At 47.6% G+C, this 23,002-nt stretch carries 23 protein-coding genes, 1 tRNA gene and 1 pseudogene; 7 read left to right on the plus strand and 18 right to left on the minus strand.

Annotation, left to right across the window (positions count from 1 at the left end):
* Positions 1-47: 47 nt before the first annotated feature.
* The 4 genes and pseudogenes from C3B52_RS22940 to C3B52_RS37425 all read right to left on the minus strand — a co-directional run.
* Complete coding sequence (locus C3B52_RS22940; RefSeq protein WP_103108711.1) at positions 48-1,619, minus strand: acyl-CoA synthetase; 1,572 nt, start codon at positions 1,617-1,619, stop codon at positions 48-50.
* Positions 1,620-1,889: 270 nt separating this feature from the next.
* Positions 1,890-2,669, minus strand: a complete 780-nt coding sequence (locus C3B52_RS22945) for a hypothetical protein (RefSeq protein WP_103108712.1) — start codon at positions 2,667-2,669, stop codon at positions 1,890-1,892.
* A 205-nt stretch (positions 2,670-2,874) separates the two neighbouring features.
* A complete protein-coding gene (locus tag C3B52_RS22950) occupies positions 2,875-3,570 on the minus strand; it encodes a LysR family transcriptional regulator substrate-binding protein (RefSeq protein WP_235615831.1) in 696 nt (231 codons plus the stop codon).
* 15 nt (positions 3,571-3,585) lie between these two features.
* Positions 3,586-3,795, minus strand: a pseudogene (locus C3B52_RS37425) (helix-turn-helix domain-containing protein); the annotation flags it as partial.
* An 88-nt stretch (positions 3,796-3,883) separates the two neighbouring features.
* On the opposite strand from C3B52_RS37425, the gene C3B52_RS22955 reads away from it, so the two are divergent.
* Positions 3,884-4,684: a sulfite exporter TauE/SafE family protein gene (locus C3B52_RS22955; protein WP_164684877.1), complete on the plus strand. Its 801-nt coding sequence runs from the start codon at positions 3,884-3,886 to the stop codon at positions 4,682-4,684.
* 70 nt (positions 4,685-4,754) lie between these two features.
* Here C3B52_RS22955 and C3B52_RS22960 read toward each other — a convergent pair.
* From C3B52_RS22960 to C3B52_RS22985, 6 genes are all read right to left on the minus strand, one after another.
* Positions 4,755-4,843, minus strand: a tRNA-Ser gene (locus tag C3B52_RS22960).
* Positions 4,844-4,918: 75 nt separating this feature from the next.
* Positions 4,919-6,337 (minus strand): aldehyde dehydrogenase family protein, encoded by a 1,419-nt coding sequence (locus tag C3B52_RS22965; RefSeq protein ID WP_103108757.1) that lies wholly within the window; start codon positions 6,335-6,337, stop codon positions 4,919-4,921.
* 211 nt (positions 6,338-6,548) lie between these two features.
* Positions 6,549-7,826, minus strand: coding sequence for a peptidase (locus C3B52_RS22970; protein ID WP_103108715.1), 1,278 nt, complete (start codon positions 7,824-7,826; stop codon positions 6,549-6,551).
* 27 nt (positions 7,827-7,853) lie between these two features.
* Positions 7,854-8,531 carry a 3-oxoacid CoA-transferase subunit B gene (locus C3B52_RS22975; protein ID WP_103108716.1) on the minus strand — a complete coding sequence of 226 codons (678 nt, stop codon included), beginning with the start codon at positions 8,529-8,531 and terminating at the stop codon, positions 7,854-7,856.
* On the minus strand, positions 8,513-9,205 hold the full coding sequence (locus C3B52_RS22980) for a 3-oxoacid CoA-transferase subunit A (RefSeq protein ID WP_103108717.1): 693 nt from the start codon (positions 9,203-9,205) through the stop codon (positions 8,513-8,515). The genes C3B52_RS22975 and C3B52_RS22980 overlap by 19 nt, the downstream gene beginning before the upstream one ends.
* A 22-nt stretch (positions 9,206-9,227) precedes the next feature.
* Positions 9,228-10,580 carry an aspartate aminotransferase family protein gene (locus C3B52_RS22985; RefSeq protein WP_103108718.1) on the minus strand — a complete coding sequence of 451 codons (1,353 nt, stop codon included), beginning with the start codon at positions 10,578-10,580 and terminating at the stop codon, positions 9,228-9,230.
* Between the two features lie 202 nt (positions 10,581-10,782).
* Here C3B52_RS22985 and C3B52_RS22990 point away from each other — a divergent pair, with 202 nt between their 5' ends.
* Complete coding sequence (locus tag C3B52_RS22990) at positions 10,783-12,327, plus strand: PucR family transcriptional regulator (protein WP_103108719.1); 1,545 nt, start codon at positions 10,783-10,785, stop codon at positions 12,325-12,327.
* Positions 12,328-12,330: 3 nt separating this feature from the next.
* On the opposite strand, the gene ablB is transcribed toward C3B52_RS22990, so the two are convergent.
* Positions 12,331-13,179, minus strand: coding sequence for a putative beta-lysine N-acetyltransferase (gene ablB, locus C3B52_RS22995; protein WP_373419742.1), 849 nt, complete (start codon positions 13,177-13,179; stop codon positions 12,331-12,333).
* Between the two features lie 108 nt (positions 13,180-13,287).
* Between ablB and C3B52_RS36250 the strand changes: the two genes are divergently transcribed.
* Both C3B52_RS36250 and C3B52_RS23005 read left to right on the plus strand, forming a co-directional pair.
* Complete coding sequence (locus C3B52_RS36250) at positions 13,288-13,452, plus strand: YjcZ family sporulation protein (RefSeq protein ID WP_164684878.1); 165 nt, start codon at positions 13,288-13,290, stop codon at positions 13,450-13,452.
* Between the two features lie 94 nt (positions 13,453-13,546).
* The gene (locus C3B52_RS23005; RefSeq protein WP_103108721.1) at positions 13,547-14,287 is read left to right on the plus strand and encodes a glycerophosphodiester phosphodiesterase; all 741 of its coding nucleotides are present in this window, start codon (positions 13,547-13,549) and stop codon (positions 14,285-14,287) included.
* 52 nt (positions 14,288-14,339) lie between these two features.
* On the opposite strand, the gene C3B52_RS23010 is transcribed toward C3B52_RS23005, so the two are convergent.
* Together C3B52_RS23010 and C3B52_RS23015 are read right to left on the minus strand one after the other, a co-directional pair.
* Positions 14,340-15,308, minus strand: a complete 969-nt coding sequence (locus tag C3B52_RS23010) for a TIGR01212 family radical SAM protein (protein ID WP_103108722.1) — start codon at positions 15,306-15,308, stop codon at positions 14,340-14,342.
* Positions 15,309-15,499: 191 nt separating this feature from the next.
* Positions 15,500-16,738, minus strand: a complete 1,239-nt coding sequence (locus tag C3B52_RS23015) for a glycosyltransferase family 2 protein (protein WP_103108723.1) — start codon at positions 16,736-16,738, stop codon at positions 15,500-15,502.
* A gap of 740 nt (positions 16,739-17,478) precedes the next feature.
* Between C3B52_RS23015 and C3B52_RS23025 the strand changes: the two genes are divergently transcribed.
* A complete protein-coding gene (locus tag C3B52_RS23025; RefSeq protein WP_103108725.1) occupies positions 17,479-17,736 on the plus strand; it encodes a hypothetical protein in 258 nt (85 codons plus the stop codon).
* A 473-nt stretch (positions 17,737-18,209) separates the two neighbouring features.
* On the opposite strand, the gene C3B52_RS23030 is transcribed toward C3B52_RS23025, so the two are convergent.
* Positions 18,210-18,578 carry a YolD-like family protein gene (locus tag C3B52_RS23030; protein ID WP_235615827.1) on the minus strand — a complete coding sequence of 123 codons (369 nt, stop codon included), beginning with the start codon at positions 18,576-18,578 and terminating at the stop codon, positions 18,210-18,212.
* Positions 18,554-18,781 (minus strand): hypothetical protein, encoded by a 228-nt coding sequence (locus C3B52_RS23035; protein ID WP_103108727.1) that lies wholly within the window; start codon positions 18,779-18,781, stop codon positions 18,554-18,556. Before C3B52_RS23035 ends, C3B52_RS23030 begins: the two co-directional genes overlap by 25 nt.
* 334 nt (positions 18,782-19,115) lie before the next feature.
* Here C3B52_RS23035 and C3B52_RS23040 point away from each other — a divergent pair, with 334 nt between their 5' ends.
* Together C3B52_RS23040 and C3B52_RS23045 are read left to right on the plus strand one after the other, a co-directional pair.
* Positions 19,116-19,616 carry a TIR domain-containing protein gene (locus C3B52_RS23040; RefSeq protein ID WP_103108728.1) on the plus strand — a complete coding sequence of 167 codons (501 nt, stop codon included), beginning with the start codon at positions 19,116-19,118 and terminating at the stop codon, positions 19,614-19,616.
* The gene (locus C3B52_RS23045; protein WP_103108729.1) at positions 19,613-20,056 is read left to right on the plus strand and encodes a hypothetical protein; all 444 of its coding nucleotides are present in this window, start codon (positions 19,613-19,615) and stop codon (positions 20,054-20,056) included. Before C3B52_RS23040 ends, C3B52_RS23045 begins: the two co-directional genes overlap by 4 nt.
* Positions 20,057-20,456: 400 nt before the next feature.
* On the opposite strand, the gene C3B52_RS23050 is transcribed toward C3B52_RS23045, so the two are convergent.
* From C3B52_RS23050 to C3B52_RS23060, 3 genes are read right to left on the minus strand one after another with little or no spacing between them, the layout of a single operon-like run.
* The gene (locus tag C3B52_RS23050; protein ID WP_103108730.1) at positions 20,457-22,199 is read right to left on the minus strand and encodes a hypothetical protein; all 1,743 of its coding nucleotides are present in this window, start codon (positions 22,197-22,199) and stop codon (positions 20,457-20,459) included.
* Positions 22,162-22,512, minus strand: coding sequence for a hypothetical protein (locus C3B52_RS23055; protein WP_164684879.1), 351 nt, complete (start codon positions 22,510-22,512; stop codon positions 22,162-22,164). Before C3B52_RS23055 ends, C3B52_RS23050 begins: the two co-directional genes overlap by 38 nt.
* 29 nt (positions 22,513-22,541) lie before the next feature.
* On the minus strand, positions 22,542-22,853 hold the full coding sequence (locus tag C3B52_RS23060) for a phBC6A51 family helix-turn-helix protein (RefSeq protein WP_103108732.1): 312 nt from the start codon (positions 22,851-22,853) through the stop codon (positions 22,542-22,544).
* Positions 22,854-23,002 lie beyond the last annotated feature (149 nt).

Consider the following 23,002-nt stretch of genomic DNA (forward strand, 5'->3'; position numbering starts at 1 on the left):
TACGAGCGGGCTGCTTTTTTAGGAGCTTTTACGACTTCTTTCACACATCACGATTGTGTGGCAAGCACCTCATATCGCAAACGAAGCTCTCTTTTCAATATTTTTCCACTGGGGTTTCGCGGCAGGTTTTCTGCAATTACCACATATTTAGGTGCCTTGAACGAAGACAGACGCTCTTTGCAAAAGTCAAGCAGCTCTTCAACGCTCACAGCTTCATTTGCTTTTGGCACCACAACAGCCGTCACCGCTTCAATCCAATAAGGATGTGGGATACCGATAACCGCTACTTCAGATACTTTTGGATGCTGATAGATCAATTCTTCGACTTCTCTGCTCGCTACATTTTCTCCCCCGGATTTGATCATGTCTTTTTTTCGGTCGACTACCGTAATAAAGCCCTCTTCATCCATAACACCCAAATCGCCGCTATGAAACCACCCACCGTTAAATGCCGCCCTCGTTTTTTCTTCATCACGAAAATAACCCAGCATGGCGTGACTCGTGCGATGGACGATCTCTCCGATAGACCCGCGTGGAACTTCCTGTCCTTCGTCATCGACGATTTTTGTTTCGACATTGAGCGCTGGCTTTCCAGCGGAGCCAGCTTTACGGATCTGCTCGTTTGGCTTCAAGACTGTAGCAAGAGGAGCCACCTCTGTCTGACCATAGAAGTTGTAGAATTGTGCATCCGGCAAGCGCTGGTTGAGCTCCTTCAAAATTTCTACTGGCATGATTGCAGCACCGTAGTAGCATTTTTTGAGCGAGGTCAAATTACGTGAGGAAAATGCAGGTGAACGAAGCAGCGCAATCCAGACAGTAGGCGGACAAAACAGCTGCGTAGCCTTGTATGTCTCCACTGTCTGCAGCATCAAATCAGGAGTTGCCTGCTCCAAAATAATCCCGCTGCCCCCCAGGTATATGTATGGCCCGAGAAAGCAATGCAGTTGTGCACTATGAAACAGTGGAAGTGCATGTATGGCTACATCCTCTGACGTCATGCTTCCTTCGATGATCGTGCTTACGTACTCTGAGATAATGCTTTTATGCGTGAGCATGACGCCTTTTGGCTTGGATTCTGTTCCACTCGTGTATAAAATCTGAGCAACGTCATCGTCAGTCAGGTCAACCTCCGGCTCCTGCGTATCTGCCTCAGCAATCATTTCTCTAAAGACATGCCACTCTCCGTCAGGGGCAGCCGGTTTGGAGATAAGCGACAGCAGCCGTGGCGAGACTCCCGCCTGCTCGATTGCCGCTTGGGCGACTGCTTTGAACTCTGGCGATACGAAGCATGCATTTACCTCTGAGTGGGCTAAAATATAGGCGACATCCTCTGTATTCAGCATAAAGTTTATGGGGACGAGAATGATTCCAGCTTTGGCTGAAGCAAAGTTCAGAATGGCAAAATCCATGGAGTTGCGTGAGAGCACCGCCATTCGCTCTCCTTTTTGCAAACCTTTTGCCAGCAATACATTCGCTGTCTGATTCACCATATGATCGAATTGCTTGTATGTAAGAGCTTCTTCCTCAAACTGCAAGGCGACCTTGTCAGGAAAGCGTCCGTGGCTCCTGCGCAATATGTCACCAAGTGTATTTCTCCTGACACGACTAGATTCGATCATATGCATGCCTCCCTCAGAAAACATTTACAGTCATTATACCAACAATTATCTATATAATGTGTATTTTCTGATATTTTTAAGTAAAAAAAACGGCAGCTCCCTCTGCATTATTGAAGCTGCCGCAGGCCCCCAAGAAAATTCGAGTCCCTAGGTACAGCATATATCAAATTGACAGTTGCATCGACATTGGTTCTACTGGATTTTGAGGAAAAAAACGGATTCGAACGCTGTTTGGCTCTACAAAAGCAGGCTATTGCTCGATGTTCCTCTTTACTCTACAGAAATCGTTGCGGAAAGGTATTCATGCTTCGGAGTGCCATCCTGCAATTTATAATTGATGCCATAATATACAGTATACACTCCAGGTTTTCCTGGAATAAATGAAGTCACTTCCCTACTGTACTCATCATCACTGTCTAAACGAACAACGTTTTTGATCAACTCAAAGTATCCCGTATCTCCGTCCACATTCCACCCTGTCTCTGCATCTAGTTCCCTCGAGTGCTTTCCTACTAAAAGAACTTCTTCCCCTACCTTTACCGTCGCTTTGGAGGGGCTTAATGCGAGTGACTTAACAGAGGAAATTTTGAGTCTTGTTAAGTACAGGCCAGTCCAAATGAATCCTGTTTCATCTTGCATTCTTAGCGAAAAATCAATGGATATCGTTCCATCCGTCTCGGGTGCAGTAAATTTCCCTTTTACGATAAATGATTGATTTGTACTTCTCATTGAGTATCGCAATGGCGTTTTTTTATAATCAACCATCAATTGTGTACTACTACCAATGTATATTCCTCGCCTTTCCACTTCTGCTGTAAATTCAACAGTCTCGCCCGGTGCATACTGTTCTTTGCTAAAAGTAAGAGTCGTAGGCGCCACATCACCGATCACTTCAGGTAACGGTGTAAGCTCGCCTTCTTCTTTCTCCTGCATTAACGGAGCATTTGCTTCATCCGTTACTTCTGAGTCTGCATAGATAGCAGGAGCATAACTGAAGAAACATCCCAGCAGTAAAAGGAATATCGAGAAACGCTTGATGAAGTGAGTCAAACTAGTCACTCTCCTAAAATTTTTTAGGTAACAATGGAAATCCATAAGTACCACTTTGCTGAATCCCTAAATTCACCATATTTTGTTAATATTTTGTAATCATTATAGCACAACACGAGCGAACAAACTGCTAGTGAAAAATAAAAAGCCAGCCCCGAAGGACCGGCATACTTGTTTTTTTAGCGCTGAAGGTTTCTTTTCCTGCTCATTCATTCCCTTTAAAGAAAAAAGAATGTACGAAGGCGCTCGCTGCTTCGGATAAAGGAACATTCTTCAATTTGACGATTCCGATCTCACGCGGTGGTATCCGTTCTACCAAATCAATTTCAAACAAGGTGGAACCTTCCAGATCAACAAATTCGCGCGTAAGACAAGAAACCCCAAGTCCAATTCTGGCAAATTCGACTAGCAAGTCTAAACTTCCAAGCTCAATTTCCGGTTCAAGGGTATATCCTTTTTGCTGCATAAACTGATTCAGGTATTGTCGTGAGTTGCTACTTTCTTCAAGTAGAATAAGCGGGAGAGAAAGGATTTCTTCTAGTGACAGCCTTCGACCCCTCACATGTTCGAACCGTGGTCCAGCGAAAAAACTATCGTGGACTTCAAATACTTTTTTCACTTCCAACTGGGGATCGGTTAAAGGTAAATTAACCAGGGCAAAATCAATTGTGCCATCTTTCAACAATGCTATACTTTCGGGTGTAGTTCGATTCGTCACTTTTATTTTAATCGCAGGATGCTCATCATGAAACGATTCTAGGGAAGGAAGCAGGATGTATTTACAAAGGGTATCACCTGCCCCGATTCTTACTTCTCCAGCGAGCATTTGCCGCATTTCGGCCACCTTTTTTTCTCCTAGAGCAATGTAGTGGAAGGCTTGTTCGATGTACTCCAGCAGCACCGTTCCCTCCCGTGTCAGGATAACACCCTTGGGAACTCGCGAAAAGAGTGCTCCCCCCATGCTTTTTTCCAATTGCTTAATAGAATGACTGATGGCTGGTTGTGTCACATGTAATTTCTCTGCTGCTCTCGTCAGACTCCCCTCTTTTGCGCATGTATAAAAAACACGATATAACTCCAAAGGTGCATGTTCCATAATGACATTACCTCCACTTATGGATGGCATCAATAACAACAATTTTATTTATACCAATGACATTATTATACTTTACTTGAGAGGGCGTGTTGCAACAAAAACAATAAGGAGGCAGCTCATGTTATTCTTTTTTGTATTTTTAGCAATTGGCATCCTAACAGGTGTTCTTTCAAGCTTATTTGGATTTGGTGGGGGCTTTGTATTAATCCCAGTTATGTATTTGCTCTTGCCTGGCTTTGGTGTTCCAGAAGCTTTTATCATGCATGTGGCAATTGGAACATCGCTTGCCATCATGATTGCCAATTCGATCAATTCAACCATATCGCATCATCGTAAACAACATGTGATTTGGCCCATTTTCTTCCGGTTGGCGCCAGCCATATCTGTCGGCGCTCTCCTGGGTGGACTATCAGCACCTTTTATCCAAGGAAATATTTTGCGCTATCTGTTCATACTGTTGGTAGTTTATACAATCGTCATGTCCATTCGAAAAAAATCTTTTTTAAACGTCGACGGTTTGAAGTTCACGTTGCCCACTCCATTCAAAACGTCATCGCTTGGCCTTGGAATTGGCTTTCTCGCCACCATGTTAGGTGTTGGTGGCAGTGTCATCACTGTTCCCTTTTTACGAAAACGTGGACTTGCCATGCTTCATGCTGTTTCGTTGGCAAACCCATTAAGTCTCCCGATTGCGATAGTTGGAGCTGCTACCTCAATCGTAACTGGACTACAGCAACCCGGACTTCCCGAGTGGTGTTTAGGATTCGTTTACATGCCCGCCTTTCTAGGCATTGTTCTGGGGGGATTTATCGGTGTTCCACTTGGTACCCATATCGCCCAGCATCTCCCTGATCGTCTGTTTTCAAAAATTTATTTAATTCTGCTGGTTGTCGTTGTTCTGATCATGGTCTTTGAATAAATAAAAACAACCCCCCGTTACACACGTGAGGTTGATAAGTTCTTTTATTAATAGTAGAAAAGTAGAAGTATGGCGGAGGGAGCAGGATTCGAACCCGCGTGAGCTTGCACTCTAACGGTTTTCAAGACCGCCCCGTTATGACCACTTCGGTATCCCTCCGCGTTTCAATCAACAATAGTTACTATAGCATAGGTCTCCTATTATTTGCAAGAGGTTTCTACTCTTTTTCTTTCCTCATCGTTTGACGATCACCAGCTTCAGCTCCGTCATTTCTTCCATGGCGTACTTGACACCTTCTCTGCCTATCCCACTCTCTTTTACGCCGCCATACGGCATATGATCTACCCGAAAGGTAGGAATGTCATTAATTAGCACTCCGCCTACCTGCAGCTCGTCTGCTGCGTGGAGAGCAAGGCTCAGGTTATTGGTATACACTCCTGCCTGCAAGCCGTATCTGGAGTTATTTACAAGCTTGATTCCTTCATAAACGGAGTCAATCGGATTAATTATCACGACTGGCCCAAACACCTCCTGGCAGGAAACCTGGGCATTTGCAGACACTCCTGTCAGCACCGTTGGCTGTAACATACGCTCTGCCATCTGTCCCCCGCACTCGACTCGTGCTCCCAGCTGCCTTGCCTCCTCAATCCATCTCAAGACACGCTTTGTTTCTTCTGGATTGATCATCGCCGAGTAGTCAGCTTCCTCGGAAATGGAGTCTCCTCCGCGCAGTGTCATTGTCTCGGCAACAAACCGGCGTACAAATTCTTCATACAGCTCTTTTACTACGTAGATGCGCTGCACAGAAATGCACACCTGACCCGAGTAGGCAAAAGCACCGAAAATACAGCGTGGGATAATTTCTCCAAGCTGTACGTCACGATCGACAATCACGGCAGAGTTTGACCCAAGCTCGAGTGTAACTCTTTTCAATCCAGCCCGATTCCGTATCGCGATCCCAACGTCTGGACTACCAGTGAAAGTCAACGCTCGCACTCTGGGGTCTCTAACTAATTGATCGCCGACAATGGCCCCACTGCCCGTCACCACATTCAGAGCACCAGCAGGAACACCTGCCTGCTCTGCCAGCTCCGCGAGAAAAAAAGCACTCAGTGGTGTTTGTGATGCTGGCTTTAGCACGACTGTATTCCCGGCAGCCAGGGCAGGTCCAACCTTATGGGCAACCAGATTCATCGGAAAATGAAACGGAGTGATAGCGCCGATCACGCCAAGCGGCTCGCGGACGGTGTATGCGATACGTCCCTCTCCGCCAATGGCAGCGTCCAGGGGAACCGTTTCACCATGCAGCCTCTTGGCTTCCTCAGCAGCAAATTTATAGGTCTGGATCGTACGAATTACTTCTCCTCGTGCTGTCTTGATTGGTTTGGCAGCTTCGATAGCAATGATTGTAGCCGCTTCCTCCAGCCTCTCATTCATCAGGATAGAAATTCTCTCCAGAAGAGAGGCCCTTTGATAAGCTGGCAGTCTGCGCATGACTGTGGCGGCTCCTTCCGCAGCAGCGATCGCTTTTTGTACCGTGTGGTGATCTGCTTGGGGAATCTGGGCAATTTCTTGGCCGCTATAGGGAGAGTAAAGTGGTGCATACTCGGCTGTTCCTACCCATTCTCCTCCGATATAGCATGCTTTTTTCATAGCCAACTCCTCCGTCCATGGGCGAAATAAGATAATAATGATCCCCAAGACATTCTCCAGCTCACCCACGCCTTCCTTGGTATTTTCTGTCGACCTGTTCCAAAAAGAAACCGACCCTCATCGACAAAACATGACGAAGGCCGGTTGATATGATTGCTGTCGATCGATGCCGTTTCAGACCAGTACTTTTGAACTACCGACAGCTATACCTTTATTTATTTTCTTCAGCAAGACCGCACCATTCTACCAATGTGAGCGCAAAAATTTCTGCGCAACGGAACACATCGTCCAGCTCGATATATTCATTCGGATAATGTGCTACTTGTGTAACCCCTGGTCCCACTACAATAGCTGGTGTATCTGCCAAAGCCGTTAACAGCCCTCCATCGGTACCCCACGGAGAAGCTTCTACAACCGCACGACTGCCCGTAACTGCCGAGAACTGGTTATGCAAAATTTCCATAAGCGGGTGATCCTCATCGACCGCTCCAGGAACCCAACGTGCACCATACCATTCCAGCTCTACAGGCTGCTCAGCAAACCAAGGATCAATTTGTGCCAGCTGCTTCAATGCTGCCGCCATTTCTGCCTTGGCGTCCTCCATTTGCTCACCTGGCGCTACACCCATGCGTCCCTCCAGCTTGACGAGGTCAGCTACTGAAGAAGGCCATTTTCCTCCTTCGATCACACCGATGTTGATTGGGATCGGAATCGGCAGCTTTTCGTAAAGAGGATCGTCCAAGCGATCGTTTCGTTCTTTTTCCAGCTTGCCGATTGCCTGCACGACCAGCAAGCTTTTTTCAATCGCACTGACTCCTTCATAGCGTGTTCCGCCATGTGCCGAACGACCTTTTACAGTCAAACGGAACCACATAGAGCCTTGTTGCTTCGGAAAGATTTTCATGTTGGTCGGCTCAGGGATCAGAGCGGCATCCGCTTTGTAGCCACGCAAAATGGTTGCGAGGGTACCTGCACCGCCACTCTCCTCCTCGACCACGCTTTGGAAAATGACGTCACCTTTTAACTTCACACCCAGCTTTTGCAGCACTTGGATAGCGAGCAGAGAAGACAGATTGCCACCCTTCATATCGGTAGCCCCGCGTCCGTACAGCTTTCCATCCACGACTTTCCCACTGAACGGATCGTCACTCCATTGGGCCTGATCGCCGGCAGGCACGACATCCACGTGACCATTCAAAATAATCGAGCGGCCCCCGCCTTGACCTTTCCACACCCCGACCACATTAGGACTTTCGTCAAATACGGTACGAGGCGATACAAAATAGGGATGAGCCAGCAGCTCTTCGCCTTCCATTACCCACAGATCAACTGCCAGCCCCATTTCAGCAAGACGGCTTGCGATGCTCTCCTGTATGGAACGCTCCTCTCCTTGCACACTTGGACTTTGAACCCACTCCTGTAATAGCGCTGTGGCCTCTTTGCGATCCTTTTCCAATTGCTCGTGAATGAGCGCTTGCCAGTTTGCCATGTCCATCCCCCGATCACTCGTTATGATTTAGCGGAATACTCCGACTTCTCCTTCTGTTTTTAGCTCTGCTTCCGTCGCGCCAATGACATCGGCTACTGAATACGGATACATAACCTCGCGCAAATACAGTCCGTCAGGCTTTACTTCCATGACCGCCATATCCGTAATGATCCAATCTGCCGCTTTTGCTGCTGTAAGTGGCAATGAGCACTCACGAACAATTTTGGAGCGTCCATTTTTATCAAGGTGAGTCGTGACCACCATCACTTTTTTCGCCTTTTGTGCCAGCTCCATCGCTCCCCCCATGCCAGGAACACGCTTGCCAGGTACGATCCAGTTGGCGATATCGCCTGATTGACTCACTTCCAGCACGCCGAGGATTGTCATATCCAACAAGCCACGACGAATGATAGCAAACGCGGTAGCGCTGTCAAAAAATGAAGCGCCGGTCGCCAGCGTAACGGGAAACCCGCCTGCATTGCAAAGCATGGCGTTCTCTTCCCCTTTTGCTGGACTAGGACCTGTTCCTAGAATACCATTCTCTGCGTGGAACATCACCCGTTTATCTGCAGGGATAAAGTCTGCAACCAAGGTTGGGATACCGATTCCCAGGTTGATGATCATCCCGTCCTCCACTTCCATGGCCGCACGCCGGGCAATTCGTTCACGATAGGTTTCTGTCTCTTTTACTTCTCCCAAGCCCATTGCCAGTTCACCCCTTCACTTTGGACGATATAATTGACGAAAACGCCTGGGGTTACGATCTCTTCCGGGTGAAGCTCGCCGATTTCAACGATTTCATCGGCTTCCACGATCGTAATATCTCCCGCCATCGCTACCAACGGATTGAAATTGCGTGCACTCGTGTCAAATACCAGATTGCCAAAACGATCCGCTTTTTTCGCATGGACAATCGATACCTCTGCTGTAAGCGGCGTTTCCAGCAAGTATTCCTTGCCATCGACAACGAGCTTTTGCTTCCCTTTTTCTGCGATCGTGCCGATACCTACATCGGAGAGAATCCCTCCCAGACCGACTCCACCAGCCCGTACACGCTCTGCAAGTATTCCCTGCGGGCAGAACTCTACCTCAAGCTCTCCAGCCGTCATTTGGGCCCCTGCGTTCGGATTGGAGCCGATGTGCGAAGCGATTACTTTTTTAACGCGCTTCTCTGTCACTAGCTTTCCGATCCCGATATGCGGAAAAGCCGTATCATTGCTGATCAAGGTAAGATCGCGAATTCCTTTATCCAGAATGCCTTGGACCAGGGTCGGGGGATTGCCGATTCCCCCGAAGCCACCAGCCAAAAGCGTCATTCCATCACGAAAATGAGAAAGCGCTTCTTCTAGTGAAACGACTTTTTCAAAACGATTGGTCATTATTGGTTCCTCCCGTTCCTGACTATCCGATCAATGCCTTGTCTTGCAGCTCTTGCTGCACTGCTTCAATCGCTTCTTTCAACAGACCGATCAACTCATCGATTTGCTCTTTGGTGATCGTGAGTGGAGGCGAGATAATGACCGAGTCACCTGCTACGCCTTCGATACCACCCATTGCAGGATAAATGAGCAGACCTTTTTCAAATGCTTTCGCAATGACCTTCGAGCCTACACCTTGGGAGAGCGCGAACGGTTCTTTGGTTTGCTTGTTTTTTACGAACTCCAGACCGCAAAGCATACCGAGGCCACGAGCATCTCCGATCAAAGGAATCTCGTCTGCGAGCTCTTGCAAGCGAGAGAGCAGGTAAGCACCTTGCTCGGCTGCTTTTTCAACCAACTGATTTTTTTCCACGTAATTCAGGACAGCAAGCGAGATTGCTGCAGATTGCGGATTCGCACTGTAGGTGTGTCCAGCCATAATCAGACCGCTGCCTTTGGTGATCGTGTCGATGATTTCGTCAGATACCATCGTAGCGGCCATCGGGGTATAACCTGCACTCATTCCTTTTCCGAGTGTCATCAGATCAGGAACGACTCCCCAGTGGTCTACACCGAAAGCTTTTCCGGTACGTCCTACACCAGTCATAACCTCGTCTGCAATGAACAAAACTTGATATTTGTCGCAAATTTCACGAATGCGCTGGAAATAGCCATCTGGAGGCACTACTGCACCCGCTGTAGCCCCGATGACAGGCTCGGCGATAAAGGCTGCCACTTGGTCTGCTCCGACACGCAGGATGGCTGTCTCGAGCTCGTTGGCGCACGACATCGCATATTCCTCCAAAGACATCCCTTCTGGGCGTCGGTACGGGTATGGACCAGTTATCGCAGGATAGTCCTCCAGAAGTGGCACAAAGCGCTTCCGGCGCAAAACATGTCCCGACATGGAGAGTGCTCCCATGGTGATTCCGTGATAACTCATCCAGCGAGAGATAATCCGATTTTTCGTTGGCTTGCCTTTTTCCTGCCAATATTGGATCGCGATTTTTTGAGCGGTCTCTGTCGCCTCGGAGCCACTGCTTACAAAAAAGGTCCAATTCAAGGAGCCTGGTGCCCACTTTGCCAGCTTGGCTCCCAGTTGTTCTACAGCATCGCTGCTAAAATGAGAGCGGTAGGCAAAGGACACTTCCTTGGCTTGTGCGTACATCGCCTCGGCGATTTCTTCTACGCCGTGGCCGATGCTCGCTGTTACAGCACCGCTGCATCCATCGATATACCGGTTGCCCTCTTTATCATAAAGATAGATCCCTTTGCCATGCGAGATTACTGGATATGACTTACCGAGTTCAGGCTTGATTACATAACTTTTTTCCATTATCGTCGCCACCCTTATTAATAGGTCCTGTTCAAAAGGCGGTTTATTCCTCCACTTTTTGAACATCCTCTGACTCTCTACCTCTATCCTAGCTGACCATCGCTTCGGACTCATCCGACGTGCTGGCAAAAAAACATGGCGAAGAGACAAAATCTTTTGTACATTTTGTATAAAGAACTCTGAAATTGTGGAGGTACTCCTCATGACGATAACGATTCGTGAAGCATTGCAATTGCCGGATATGGTCCAGACGAGGCTAATCGCTGGCGCTGGCGGTCTGGATAATCCCATCCGCTGGGTGACCATCGTGGAAGTGCTTGAGGATACAGGGCGCCTGCAAGAAGGCGAATTTTTGATTACGACTGGGTTTGGTCTAGCTGGCAATCCAATGAGGCTCTCTTCGTTTATACCTTCCTTGGCCAAGCAAAAGCTGAGCGGTGTCGCGATTCATACAGGCTTTTATTTACGGGAAATACCAGAAGCATTTATTGAGATGGCGAATCGTCATCAGCTTCCGTTAATTGAGATACCGACAGAAATCAACTTCTCGACCATCACCAAAGCTATTTTGCAGCCGATCGTGAACAGACAGTTTGAGACGCTCGCTTATTCGCAGGCGATCCATAATAAAATGATTGACGCTGCTTTATCAAAAGGGGGCTTGCCAGCAATCGCAGGAGAACTGGCTACACTTACTGGAGGTGCAGTGACGCTCGTAGATGCTTTGGGCTTCGAAGTAACACAGCAAGGCTGTTTGGGCGATGTAGCCGAAGATCATGCCACAGAAAGTGCCCACTCTGTTCCGATTCGCGCAAGCCGTGAGCACTTTGGAACACTGACCTTGGTAAAGCCTAAGCCTGCGTGGGAGGAGCTAGATGACGTGGCCCTGCAGCATGCAGCCACTTTATGTGCCCTGGAGTATGTAAAGGAACGTGCTGTCTCCGCTACGGAATGGCGCTTGAAGGGCGATCTCGTAGAGGAATTGTTAAACGGCAAACCGATGAGTGCGTCCGAGCTGGAGAGTCGCTGTCGCATGCTAGGATACCCTGTGGCGGGTGGACATCTGGTGGTCGCTGTCCATGCAGAGGGAACGAATCTCTCTGGCATCGGAGACCTTCACCAAAATGTCATTACACTCATGAGGCGTCTCTGTGACCGCCACAAGCGATCTTACCTTCTGCGTGAGCGGCCGCACTGTCTCCTGTTTGTTTTGCCTGACGATCAGACAAGCATCTCCCTGCTCGCACAGCTTACTTCACGCTGGGAAGCCTTGCATCCATCCTACGGCTTGCATGTAGCCATCAGCAATCCCTGCAGGCAGCTGTGCGATGTGGTTCATGCTGCTGAAGAAGCGATGTTTGCCTTGCAAGCCTATCCGTTATTGGCGAAGTCTCCCGAGCTCCTGCACTACCGAGACATGCAAGGCTATCAGTTTCTTTTCCCCTATCGGGAAAGCGAGGATAGAATGCTGGCTCTCTGGCAGCCTTTGCTCGATCCGTTGATCCGTTATGATTCCAAATACAATCAGCAATTGCTCGAAACACTTGATGTCTATCTGCGCCAAAACGGCAATGGCCTGCAAACTTCTCAGGCTCTGTATATTCACCGTCATACCTTGAAATACCGGCTGACTCAAATCGAAGAAAAGACAGGCTACCGCCTAGAGGACGCGCATCAACGTTGGCAGCTTCAGCTTGCCTTGATGGCGCGCCGTCTTCAGCAGCAGCTGTTTCCCTCTATCGAGTAGTCTTTACTCTTGAATCGGGCGAAGCGGCTTCACCCATATATTCATGTCCTCATATCCGGAAAAAATCGTGCAATTATTAATCAGCCGCCCCCGGTATTCATAACCCATCTTCGCGGCAGTGACGTTCATCCCGGCTGATTGTGCCCGTGTCAATGTGTACAAATAGTAGATACCGGCTTCCTCCATCCTGTGCTCCAACGCAATGAACAATGGCTGGAGGAGGCCTTTTCCCCCATGGTTGGGATGAGTGGCGCAATCCGTCATCTCAGCCGACCCCATCCGTTCAGTAACTTCTGCTGAAGCCGCACACGCGATAGCCCCATCATACTCGACTACGAAATAGACCGTACCCTCCTGCATCGTTCTACGAATATACTGTGGATCGTCCATCGGGGTTGGGTAAGTCGCAAATACGAGCGCATACAGACTCGCCAGCTCTTCTGCATCCGCTTCTGTTGCTTCCCGCAAAAAATAGCCATCGGGCAGGACTTTTCCTTCTGCTTTGCCCGCTTTTGCGAGGCTCAGTGCAAGTATTTCCTCCGCCAGCTCAGGTGCAACCGAGGTCGCTCTCTCCTTGGTTAAGTAACGTGTGAGCATATGAGCGGTCTGACCATGAAAAAAACCGTCGATCGTTCCTTCCAGCGTATATCCCTCGGCTTGCCAGGCTGGAATATCTTCTTTCTTTCCATAGACAATCAGTTTGGTTGCATCCGACTCTATCGCAAGCTCCTGCAATCGTTTATTCCATTCCGAAATTTGCGTCTGTTCATATCGGTGCAGCTTGACACGTCTATTTTGCTGATCGATTACCAGATCCCCTGATGCGAGCATCTCCGTTTCCTTTTCCATCATGAGGCTTCCTCCTCTGCTTCATTACTGCTTTCATTGTAGCAAATTCCCCTAGCCCGTCATCTGCCAATCTGTATAAAAAGGCGTATGTCATGCACAAAAGGAGGCAGGATGGGCATTCGACGAGCGCCATTTTCCCTATTCGTTCATAGGATGAAGGGAGTTGCTCCATCTGGGAAGGAGGGGGTTTGTGTGAGCTGCGGCAGAAACAACGATTTCGCACTCGTATTGGTGCTGTTCGTCCTGTTGGTGATTGTTCTTACTGCACTCGGATAGGTTTCTTCTGCTGCCCCTCAGGAAAGGTTGTATCGAGGGGCTTTCTACATATGCATGTAAGAGGAGCAGATGTTTTTGAAGGGAGGAAGCCCACGTGCTCCCACTTATCTATGCCCATCGCGGCGCTTCCGGCCTATTTCCGGAAAACACGATGGAAGCCTTTCACGCAGCAGTCAGGCGGCGTGCTGATGGAATCGAGCTGGATGTGCAATTGAGCCAAGATAATAAGCTGGTTGTTATTCATGATCATCAGCTGGATCGTACGACGACAGGCTCTGGTTTGGTCCGCCGTCATACCTTGCAGGAGCTGCGCCAGTTTCGAGCAGACAAGGATTCGCAATCTCGATCTCCAAAGGCGCGAATTCCTACCCTGCGTGAAGTGTTCCAAGCATTTGCTGGCACATCCTTGCGCATTATTATTGAAATGAAAAATTTCTTAGTCAGCCAGCCTCATCTGGAGGAATTGGTCATCGAGCAAATCCGCCGTTTTCAGTTGACAGAAAGAACGATTATTTCCTCTTTTAATTTTGATAGTCTGTTACGCATAAAGGAATTAGATCCCGTACAAACTACAGGGCTTTTATATGTAGGTCCAATCGCAAAGCCATGGGAGGTAGCTGCTCGTTATCAGGCTGACCAGCTTCACATCCCCCATGATCAGCTCAGATCTAGTGTGATCAAGCAATCCCATCAGCATGGATTAACAGTCCTGGGCTGGGATCTCAACAGTAGTCGTCACATTCAGGAAGCGCTCGAATTAGGCGTAGACGGTGTCATTACGAATTACCCTGGGCGGGCAAAAAAAGTGCTTCGGTCATTGAATCGCTATAACTAAAAAAGAGGAGCTTCCATGTGGCGGCTCCTCTTTTGCTTGCGTATTCAACGAATTATCCCTTTGGTACAAAAAATTTCCCTTGCCAGCTGTTCCGGTTTTTCAACTCAGCATCAATACCGTTCAGCACTTCCCATTTCTTACGGCTCCACATCGGTCCGATCAGTAAATCAGGCGGTCCATCCCCCGTAATCCGATGAACGATCATTTCGGGAGGTAGAATCTCTAGAGTATCGACAACCAGCTTGGTGTATTCTTCTTGTGAAAGAAAATCCAGCAGCCCTGCCTCATACTGCTTCACCATTGGTGTCTTGCGCAGTAGATGCAGCAAGTGAATTTTGATCCCCTGAACATCTAGATGCGCAACAGCATCGGCCGTCTGCATCATTTCTTCATGAGATTCACCTGGCAATCCGTAGATGATATGCGAGCAAACCCGAATGTTGTGCTTGCGCAGCTTCTCTACAGCGTCTACATAGCACTGGTAGTCGTGTGCACGGTTAATCAGTGTAGCTGTGTGCTCATGAACGGTTTGCAGACCCAGCTCAACCCACAGATACGTACGTTCATTTAGTTCTGCAAGATACTCTACCACGTCATCTGGCAGACAGTCAGGACGAGTCGCGATGGAAAGGCCGACAACACCCTCCTGCTTCAAAATAACCTCATACATCTCACGAAGCTCTTCTACCGGAGCATACGTATTTGTATACGCCTGGAAAAAGCCGAGGTATTTGGCTTGTGGCCATTTCTCATGCATGCGATTCTTGACGTCGTGAAATTGCTTTTCCAAATCCATCCGACGGTCTCCTGCAAAGTCGCCAGAGCCTCTCGCACTGCAAAACGTGCAGCCTCCCGTTGCTACCTTTCCATCCCGGTTCGGGCAGCTAAAACCCCCATCCAATGGCACCTTAAAAATCTTTTCATGAAAGGTCCCACGAAGATGATAGTTCCATGTATGATATCGCTTGTCTCCCCACATCAATGGGGTTTCGCTAGGGCAATTATTTGGTGCTACCTTCATTGCTGTTTTCCTCCTCATGGCACAGCTACGTCTGTACTCTCTTTTGCGTAGCCATGAACGGATGCCTCGATCCGGCGAGACATGGCCCATTCCTTAATCACGTCATTATACCAAATGAAACGCCATTCTTGCCACTTTGAATAACAGGAAAACCACAGGTGTCAGTTACCCTGTGGTTTTGATTGCAATGGCTATTGCTGGATCTCCTCGATGCGAATAGCGCGGGTGTGTGAGGTATGACTCCACACCTGATTTTTCTTGGTGAAAAACGCGTAAAACATAATCGGGAGCCAGGTTAGGAAAAAGAACGGCAGTAGCAGCAGTCCTAGATAGCCTTTAAGTGGCACCCTTTCCAGATACAGCGCCAAGAATGGCAGTAGATAAAACACTGCTGTTGAACCATATACAAGCCAGCTTGGCAAAATAGTTGCGGCTGGTGTCAATGCAGCGATATCGAAGAAGCGGCCCAAAAACAGCAGGGACATCATGGTAACCATCAAGACGTACATCGGCTGGAACAAGTAAAACGCAGCATCCAGCATACCGAGCCTTCTAGATTTGAGTCCGTTTTTCAAAACGGTGCCGATGTATCTGCCCGCCACGTCATAGTGGCCCTGCATCCAGCGCAAACGTTGGCGCATGGAGGATTTCAAGTCAATCGGCTTTTCATCCCAAACTTTGGTATCATGTGCCCAGGTTGGGTAAATACCTCGTGCAATACAACGAGTAGCAAACTCCAAATCCTCAGTCAGACTGGTTGCTCCCCAGCCCATCTCTTTCAGCAGGTTGCTTTCAATGCACAGTCCTGTTCCGCCCAAGGTATTCGGCAGTCCCAGGTTGTGACGTGCCAGCTGCCACATACGGTTGGTAAACCAGTACGTAACTGCATACGAAAGCGTAATCCAGGAATCAAACGGGTTCTTGGAATCCAGATAACCTTGGATTACTTTCGCCCCTTTACAGAGACGATCGTTCATCACGCGCAAGAAGTTCTTCTCCACGAGATTGTCGGCATCAAACATCACAACAGCATCGTATTGCTTAGGTCTAGCCCAGAGGTTTTCCAACATCCATTCAATTCCGAAGCCTTTACCGCGCTTGGACGTATCAAAGCGCTCACAAGCATACGCTCCGTGTTGCCGGCTAATCTCTGCGGTGTTATCTGTACAGTTGTCACAGATGACAAAGATGTCGTACATTTCACGCGGATAGTCCAGCTTTTTCAGGTTCTCAATCAATGGTGCGATGACGGCACTTTCGTTGTGTGCAGCAATCAGAACAGCAAAAGTTTTTTGTGGTTCAGTTGTAACAGTTTCATTTTTGCGGAACAGCCCTGCACAAGAAACCAGGGTTTGGTACGTGCTGATGACACCTACCGTTGAAGTAAATCCGATGAATAATCCCTCAATGATCTCTCTAATTACACTCATGGGTTCTTCTCCTCGACCTAAATCAGATTTGGGTCAGTTCTGATTTGGGTAGTGTTTTTCCAAAATTTCTCTATTCTTTTTCTCTCAATTGGGAGTGTACATCAAATGTGATTCATTTTGCAATGACCCAAAAGTGGGAAAAAAATAAGGCACTGCTATCACCTTTCCCACCTTTTTCTCTTTCTATTCGACATCTCATGACAGCGAGCAGTTTTAGAAAATTTGGCTTAACACCTAGTCCAATAGCAAAAGCCTGCGTTTTTCTTATACTTTCATCCTATATCTCATTTAGGTTTCCGAAAGTAAAAAAAGCCCTTGGCAAAAAAAGGCTCGATTTGATTAATGGATCGAATACCGCAATCAATTATCAAAAAATTATGTTCGATTCCTGGTTGACTTTAATCACGGAATTGAGTATACACAATCCACTATATGAAGTCAATACGACTTTCAGACATCCAATTACCCATTTTTCAGTCAAATTTTTTACTCTCACGCAAAAAATCTTCTTTTCTACTAAGCTTGTAAAAAAATGTAAATCATTGTCGAATTCTCTGCTAATTGTGGAAAATTTGTTCCACAAGAATAACATGGATTCGTCACATTCGCCTTTTTAACAACCCCCATGATTTTATGTTTTCTTACATATTTTTGCTGAAATTAGACAAATTATTACCAGTGGATGCAATGTCTCATGGCGTTCCCGCCACAAAAATATTTTGATCTGAGAGGGAAAATCGATGATTCCTGAGGATATTAAACTGCTGTTACATGATATTCGCTTAATCGGAGGTGGCATGAAGCAATACGAGCACCCTGATGACTGGCAGCTAATACGAAACCTGCTTGGTGATCCGCAGAGCGTTGATTTAAGCGATGCTACGCCTGAGTATTGGGAGCAGATGAAGGCCTCTCTAGAGGCCGTGAAAGAGGTGGCCATGGAAAAAGCGGAGAAGCGCTATTTACACGGTCTCTATTACTCGAATCCATTTATTTGATGGCTTGCGAAAGCCTCCTCTCTTTCCATTTAGGAATCGAGAGGAGGTCGTGTTTCTTCTATATATATGTTCGGGTATATATGTTCGGACGATATGCTTTTTTATAACCAGCAAAAAACCTCCCTTGGACATTTGTCGTCCTTAGGAGGTTTGTCATTCTTTGATAATAATGATGCGTCCCAGGAGAGATTCGAACTCCCGACCGACGGCTTAGAAGTTATCGGACGTGTCCGAAATAGTACGCACCCTTGCGTTGGCCTGCTCCGTCCATTCACGGTGACACACGGTTAAAAAGTACTCGTACGAACTCAATTTTATGTAAATAGTATACTTTTTACGTTGTCACCCGTCAAATATAGTATACGGCGCGAGTACGTTGGATAATCATATACTCAATATCGAGGCCGTCAGACGTAAAGCTTCCTTATTATATACATTTTTCCGGCATCATTTTTTGTCGATTCCAACGCCAATTATTTCGTCACACTCACGATATCCTCAACGTTAATCCACCGCGAATTCGAATCGTTCGCCAGTTTGAATCGTTTCCGCACCGCTTCTATCTCGCGCACGACTCCCCACGCTTCCTCCAACGTTCCCAACCGCCCTTTCTGCGCGACAAACCATTTCACGTTAATCGCGTAGTCATATTGCGTCGAGTCGTAAATTCGGAAGCATATTTCGCCGAACTCGTCATCGTCAACGGCCGGTTTTTCGATAAGTCCGCGCTCCGCATAGTGATCGAGTAGTGCCGCTCTCTGTTCCGGTAATGTCCATCGCATCGATCCGAACAAGTTCTCGATTTTCTTCGCCATAGTTACCGTATCCCCTTTCGTTCCCACGCCTCTAATACCTCGATCTTATCTGGCTCAGTCCGCTGCCACTCGATATACTTTTCGCGTGCCAGCACGTCAAGCACTGTCATGATCCCGCCGCGACTCCTGCCCGTCTTTACGCAAAGCTCATCGACCGTAGGCGTACGTCTCCGTCCCGCCGAATAGTTTCCGATCACGCACAAGACTTTCCGTTCGATATCCGATAACACTCCGTTTTCCTTCCGTCACGAACGCTTGTTCCTATATTATGCGCTCATATATCGAAATTATCAAGAGGGCGTTGAGACAAAAAAAGTAACGCCCCAGCAACGGAATTTAATCCGCAACTGGGGCGCGTATTACTTTATCTAATTTCGTAGACCCACTCTTAGATTAACCAAATTAACGACCAAAGGTCTAATAAACTACTCAATTTTCCTTATTTTTTACCGTTTTCACATTTTAAAAAATAGATAATATTACCTAGCGATGATATACTAATATTTGACAATATATTGCAAGCAAGAACCTCAGCCGATGGGGAACTGTAAAGGATGAAGTCAAATGGCGAGAAAGGCTTTCTATAGTTTTCATTACTCTAACGATAGTTGGAGAGCATCACAGGTAAGAAACATCGGAGTAGTTGAGGGGAACTCCCCAGTATCAGATAATGATTGGGAAGAAGTTAAAAAGGGTGGGGATAAGGCTATTCAAGATTGGATCGATGGGCAATTAAAAGGTCGATCCTGCTCTATCGTACTTATTGGCGAAAAAACAGCTGGGCGTAAGTGGATTAAGTATGAAATTGAGAAGTCTTGGAACCTTGGAAAAGGTTTGGTTGGTATTTATATTCACAACTTAAAAAACCAAGAAGGAAATCAATCAAATAAAGGGAGTAATCCCTTTGAGGCGTTTACTGTGGGTGAAGATAAGAAGAAACTCTCTAATATCGTCAAGGCGTACGATCCACCATACATAAGTAGTACAAATGTTTATGATTACATTAGTAAGAACCTTGAAAATTGGGTTGAGGAAGCTATTAAAATCAGGGATGAATATAAATGAGTAGCACTCAAAATCAAATACTTCAAGATATTCCTGAATCGGCTCGTTTCCACTTGAGTATGGTTCAAGGAATTATACAGAGGATGTCTGCAAATTGTGCCTCTTGTAAGACTTGGTGTATCACAATCGTGTCTGCTTTATTGGTTCTAATTGCGGATAAAGGAAAACCGCAATTTGTAGCAGTTGCTGTGATTCCCGTTGTGCTTTTTTTGATTTTAGACGCTTATTATTTGTCTCTCGAGAAAGCGTTTAGAAATGCTCACAATTCATTCATCAAGAAACTTCATGATGGGAATATAGCTGTTTCTGATCTTTTTGCAATTAAGCCAGAGGGTAATACGCTAAAAACAGTATGTGATGCACTGATATCTCCTGCAACGTGGCCATTCTATTTAACCTTACTAGTTATGATCGGACTTACCAGATTCTTTATCGGCTAAAAGCGGTTTTAGATTGAAAGAAATAAATCACTTTCACCATCAAGACCGAATCTAAGACCCATCGCAATTTACGGATATGAGGTAATCAGAAGGGCCCACGATTTCTAAGCGTGGGTCTTTTTTTTATTTTTAGATACAAATCCAAATAAATAGCACATAAATAAGGATTGCAATGGGACACAATGTACCGAACACAATCGCTGCAATGCGATCATATGGATCTTCTTCTGAATGACGATTAAAATGCATTTTCACTGTGACCACCTCCGAGTATAACTTCTCCAAGATGACAGCATTTCATCACAATCTCTTATCAGTATCTACGCCAATCTCCACGGAATTATACAACTAAAGATTAGAGAGCCCTCTCTAAGCAACCTTAAAAAGGGCTTTTGTGTCACTAATTCACTTTATTAAGTGCCTGTGCCAATCTGTATGCAATTAGTTCAACATCCGCTTCTTCGCGAATCGTAACCCCATTCATCGAAATATTAACAACCTGAGCGCTACCACCACTTCCTGAAAAATGACGATTCTCTTGGGCAGTCAATACACGTTCGCCTTTGTGTAGGCGCGCGTTATACCCGTCGCGCGGTACGTATTCGATTCCGTGGTAGTGATTATTACCCGGAGCGGGCGGCCCATAAACAACCGTCTGTCCTTTTTCCTCCTGCGTGAAATAGTCATACAGCTTTTTGTATCCCTCGCCGATCTCGTCCTTTGTGGCTGCAACAGCATTCAACGACGGCATTCCGTGGAGGAGCGCTTGTCCTACGAAATTCCCTTTCATTTCATCGAGGAATCCGGACGTCATCGATATCGCGATCCTGGCTCCGATACTTGCAGCCGACTTGCCGATATCCGGCGCGACACGTTCGAGCCCTTCTAGGATCGTCTTCGTTACTCTACCCGTCGCCATTTCGAGTTGATCGCTACCTGTCCGGTCATACCATTCCGTAAACGATTTCGTTAGGTCGTTGATAATAAAGTCGACCTTTGCGGTGATGTCCGGTAGGCTTGCGAACTCGGCATTTGAGAAATAATGCGAGTCAAGGTAGTTCCACGTTCCTTTCGCCGAATCAATTAGACCGTCGAACAGCCCGGCCATTGCGGTTCCTGCCTTATCGACGAACACGTCGAACCGAGGTGACGATAGGAAGTCGTTAATATCTACGAGTACCGGTTTTAGTTTGGCAAGCGAATCCTGTCCGATTACTCGCGCTCCCTTTTGAAAGAGTTCAGTCGTGCGGTCCCATTGCTTGGCTGCCGTTGCGCCTGTCTTCTCTAGGAATTGCTGATTAAATCCGATGGAGTCCATGTACTTATTGAGCGCTTTCGCTTGTTTATCAATCGGCAGGTTTTTCCACTTGTTGACAACTGAACGAGGCAACTCGAATCTCTCAACCATCGACTGTACGTCTCCACCTGCCAACTCGCGCATAGCTAATACCGCGCCCTCAAGTCCCTGCGCCGGGTCCATTGCATTAAGCTTTTCGGCCCCTTTCCACAAGTCCTCAAGTACGTCCTGTTGTTTCGTCAACGCTAGGAAACTCTTGGAGTTTTGGAAAACCTGCTGTTCGTTCAGAATCGGAGAAGCCGCTGCAGCCGCCGACATGCGGTCCATATACGTCTTCGCCTTCTTCATGTCCTGGAACAGCGCCTCGATTTGTACGGTAGCAAGCTCGTGCTGCGCCGCGCCCCCGATAGACGACTCTAGAAACGACTCTGCTCCGCGATAGATTCCGTAGCCCGCCGCAATTCCTATCACGCCGCCCATTGCCGATTTAAGCCCGATGACTGCGCCTTTCGCTTTTATCGCGGCACCTGCAATTCCGTCGAACGCTCCGCCTGCGTGCTTGCCCGACGTAGAGAACCTTCCGAACTCACTGCGAAGGTTTCCAGTGGAGTCCTGGAATGAAGTGACCGTCCTTTTAGCGAGATCGGCCGCCCCATCGACTTTAACGAAAGACTTCGTAAGTGCTGCTGCGGACTTTCCCACGAGGTCCTGCACTTGCGCTGTTTTCGCCATAGACCCGCCCATCTCATCGAGAATACGACTCGTCCGTCTTACTTGGTCTGACGCGCGACGTAACGGAGACGTTATATTATCTATCAAGCGCATTCGCGCCGTGAGGTCCATCATCCATGCCCACCTCCTTTAATCTGCGGTCAACAACGTCACTCAACCGCCCAATTTTCGCCATCGTACGTGTCCACCGACGATCGCCCGGCCTACACCGTAGTAACCCGCCCACCTCTTCGAGAATCTCCGTCATCTTCAATCCTGCCATGCGGATTCGCTCGTCATCATGCGTGCGCCAGCGTGTGAGTGTCCGGTACATATCTACGATCCGCCCTTCAAACTTCTCGATACGTAGCTGGCCGCCTGATAGCGCGGTGTGTAGGTCGACGATAAGGTCGATGTGAGCATCTTTTTCCTGTCGTAGCTTGTCCATTGTTTCTTGGTCCATTTGCATCCTCCGTTCTAAAAGAAATGTAATTCTGCATGTCTGAGAATATCGGCCATACTCGCATTACGGAAAAAACTCGCAGCGCTTTGTTTCGCTATTCTTCGCGAGTATTTCATTGAGCGCTCATATTCCCGCTGATACTCGCGTTGGAATGGTGCACACCGCGCAAACCACTTCCAGACAGCCATACGCGATACGCCCACCGCCCGAGCAACGTCATCCATCGTCATGTCTTTTTTGTAGCGCCACACAACAAGCTTTATCGCTACTTTCTGCGCAGGCGTCAGCTCCTTACGTGGCGGGCGACCGCGCTTTCTTCGTTTCATTCCGGCTCCCTCCCCGTCCTCGCAATACGTAAAGCGTTAGATATCGGCAAATTAACGTCTCTTCGCGCCAATACTTACACCGAGCGTCGCCGTCCGGCTTAATGTGGCAGCGCCCACCGGATCGCCAAAAGTCGCAATGTGTTTCCGCT

The organism is Brevibacillus reuszeri (assembly GCF_002897295.1).
Taxonomy (GTDB): domain Bacteria; phylum Bacillota; class Bacilli; order Brevibacillales; family Brevibacillaceae; genus Brevibacillus; species Brevibacillus reuszeri_A.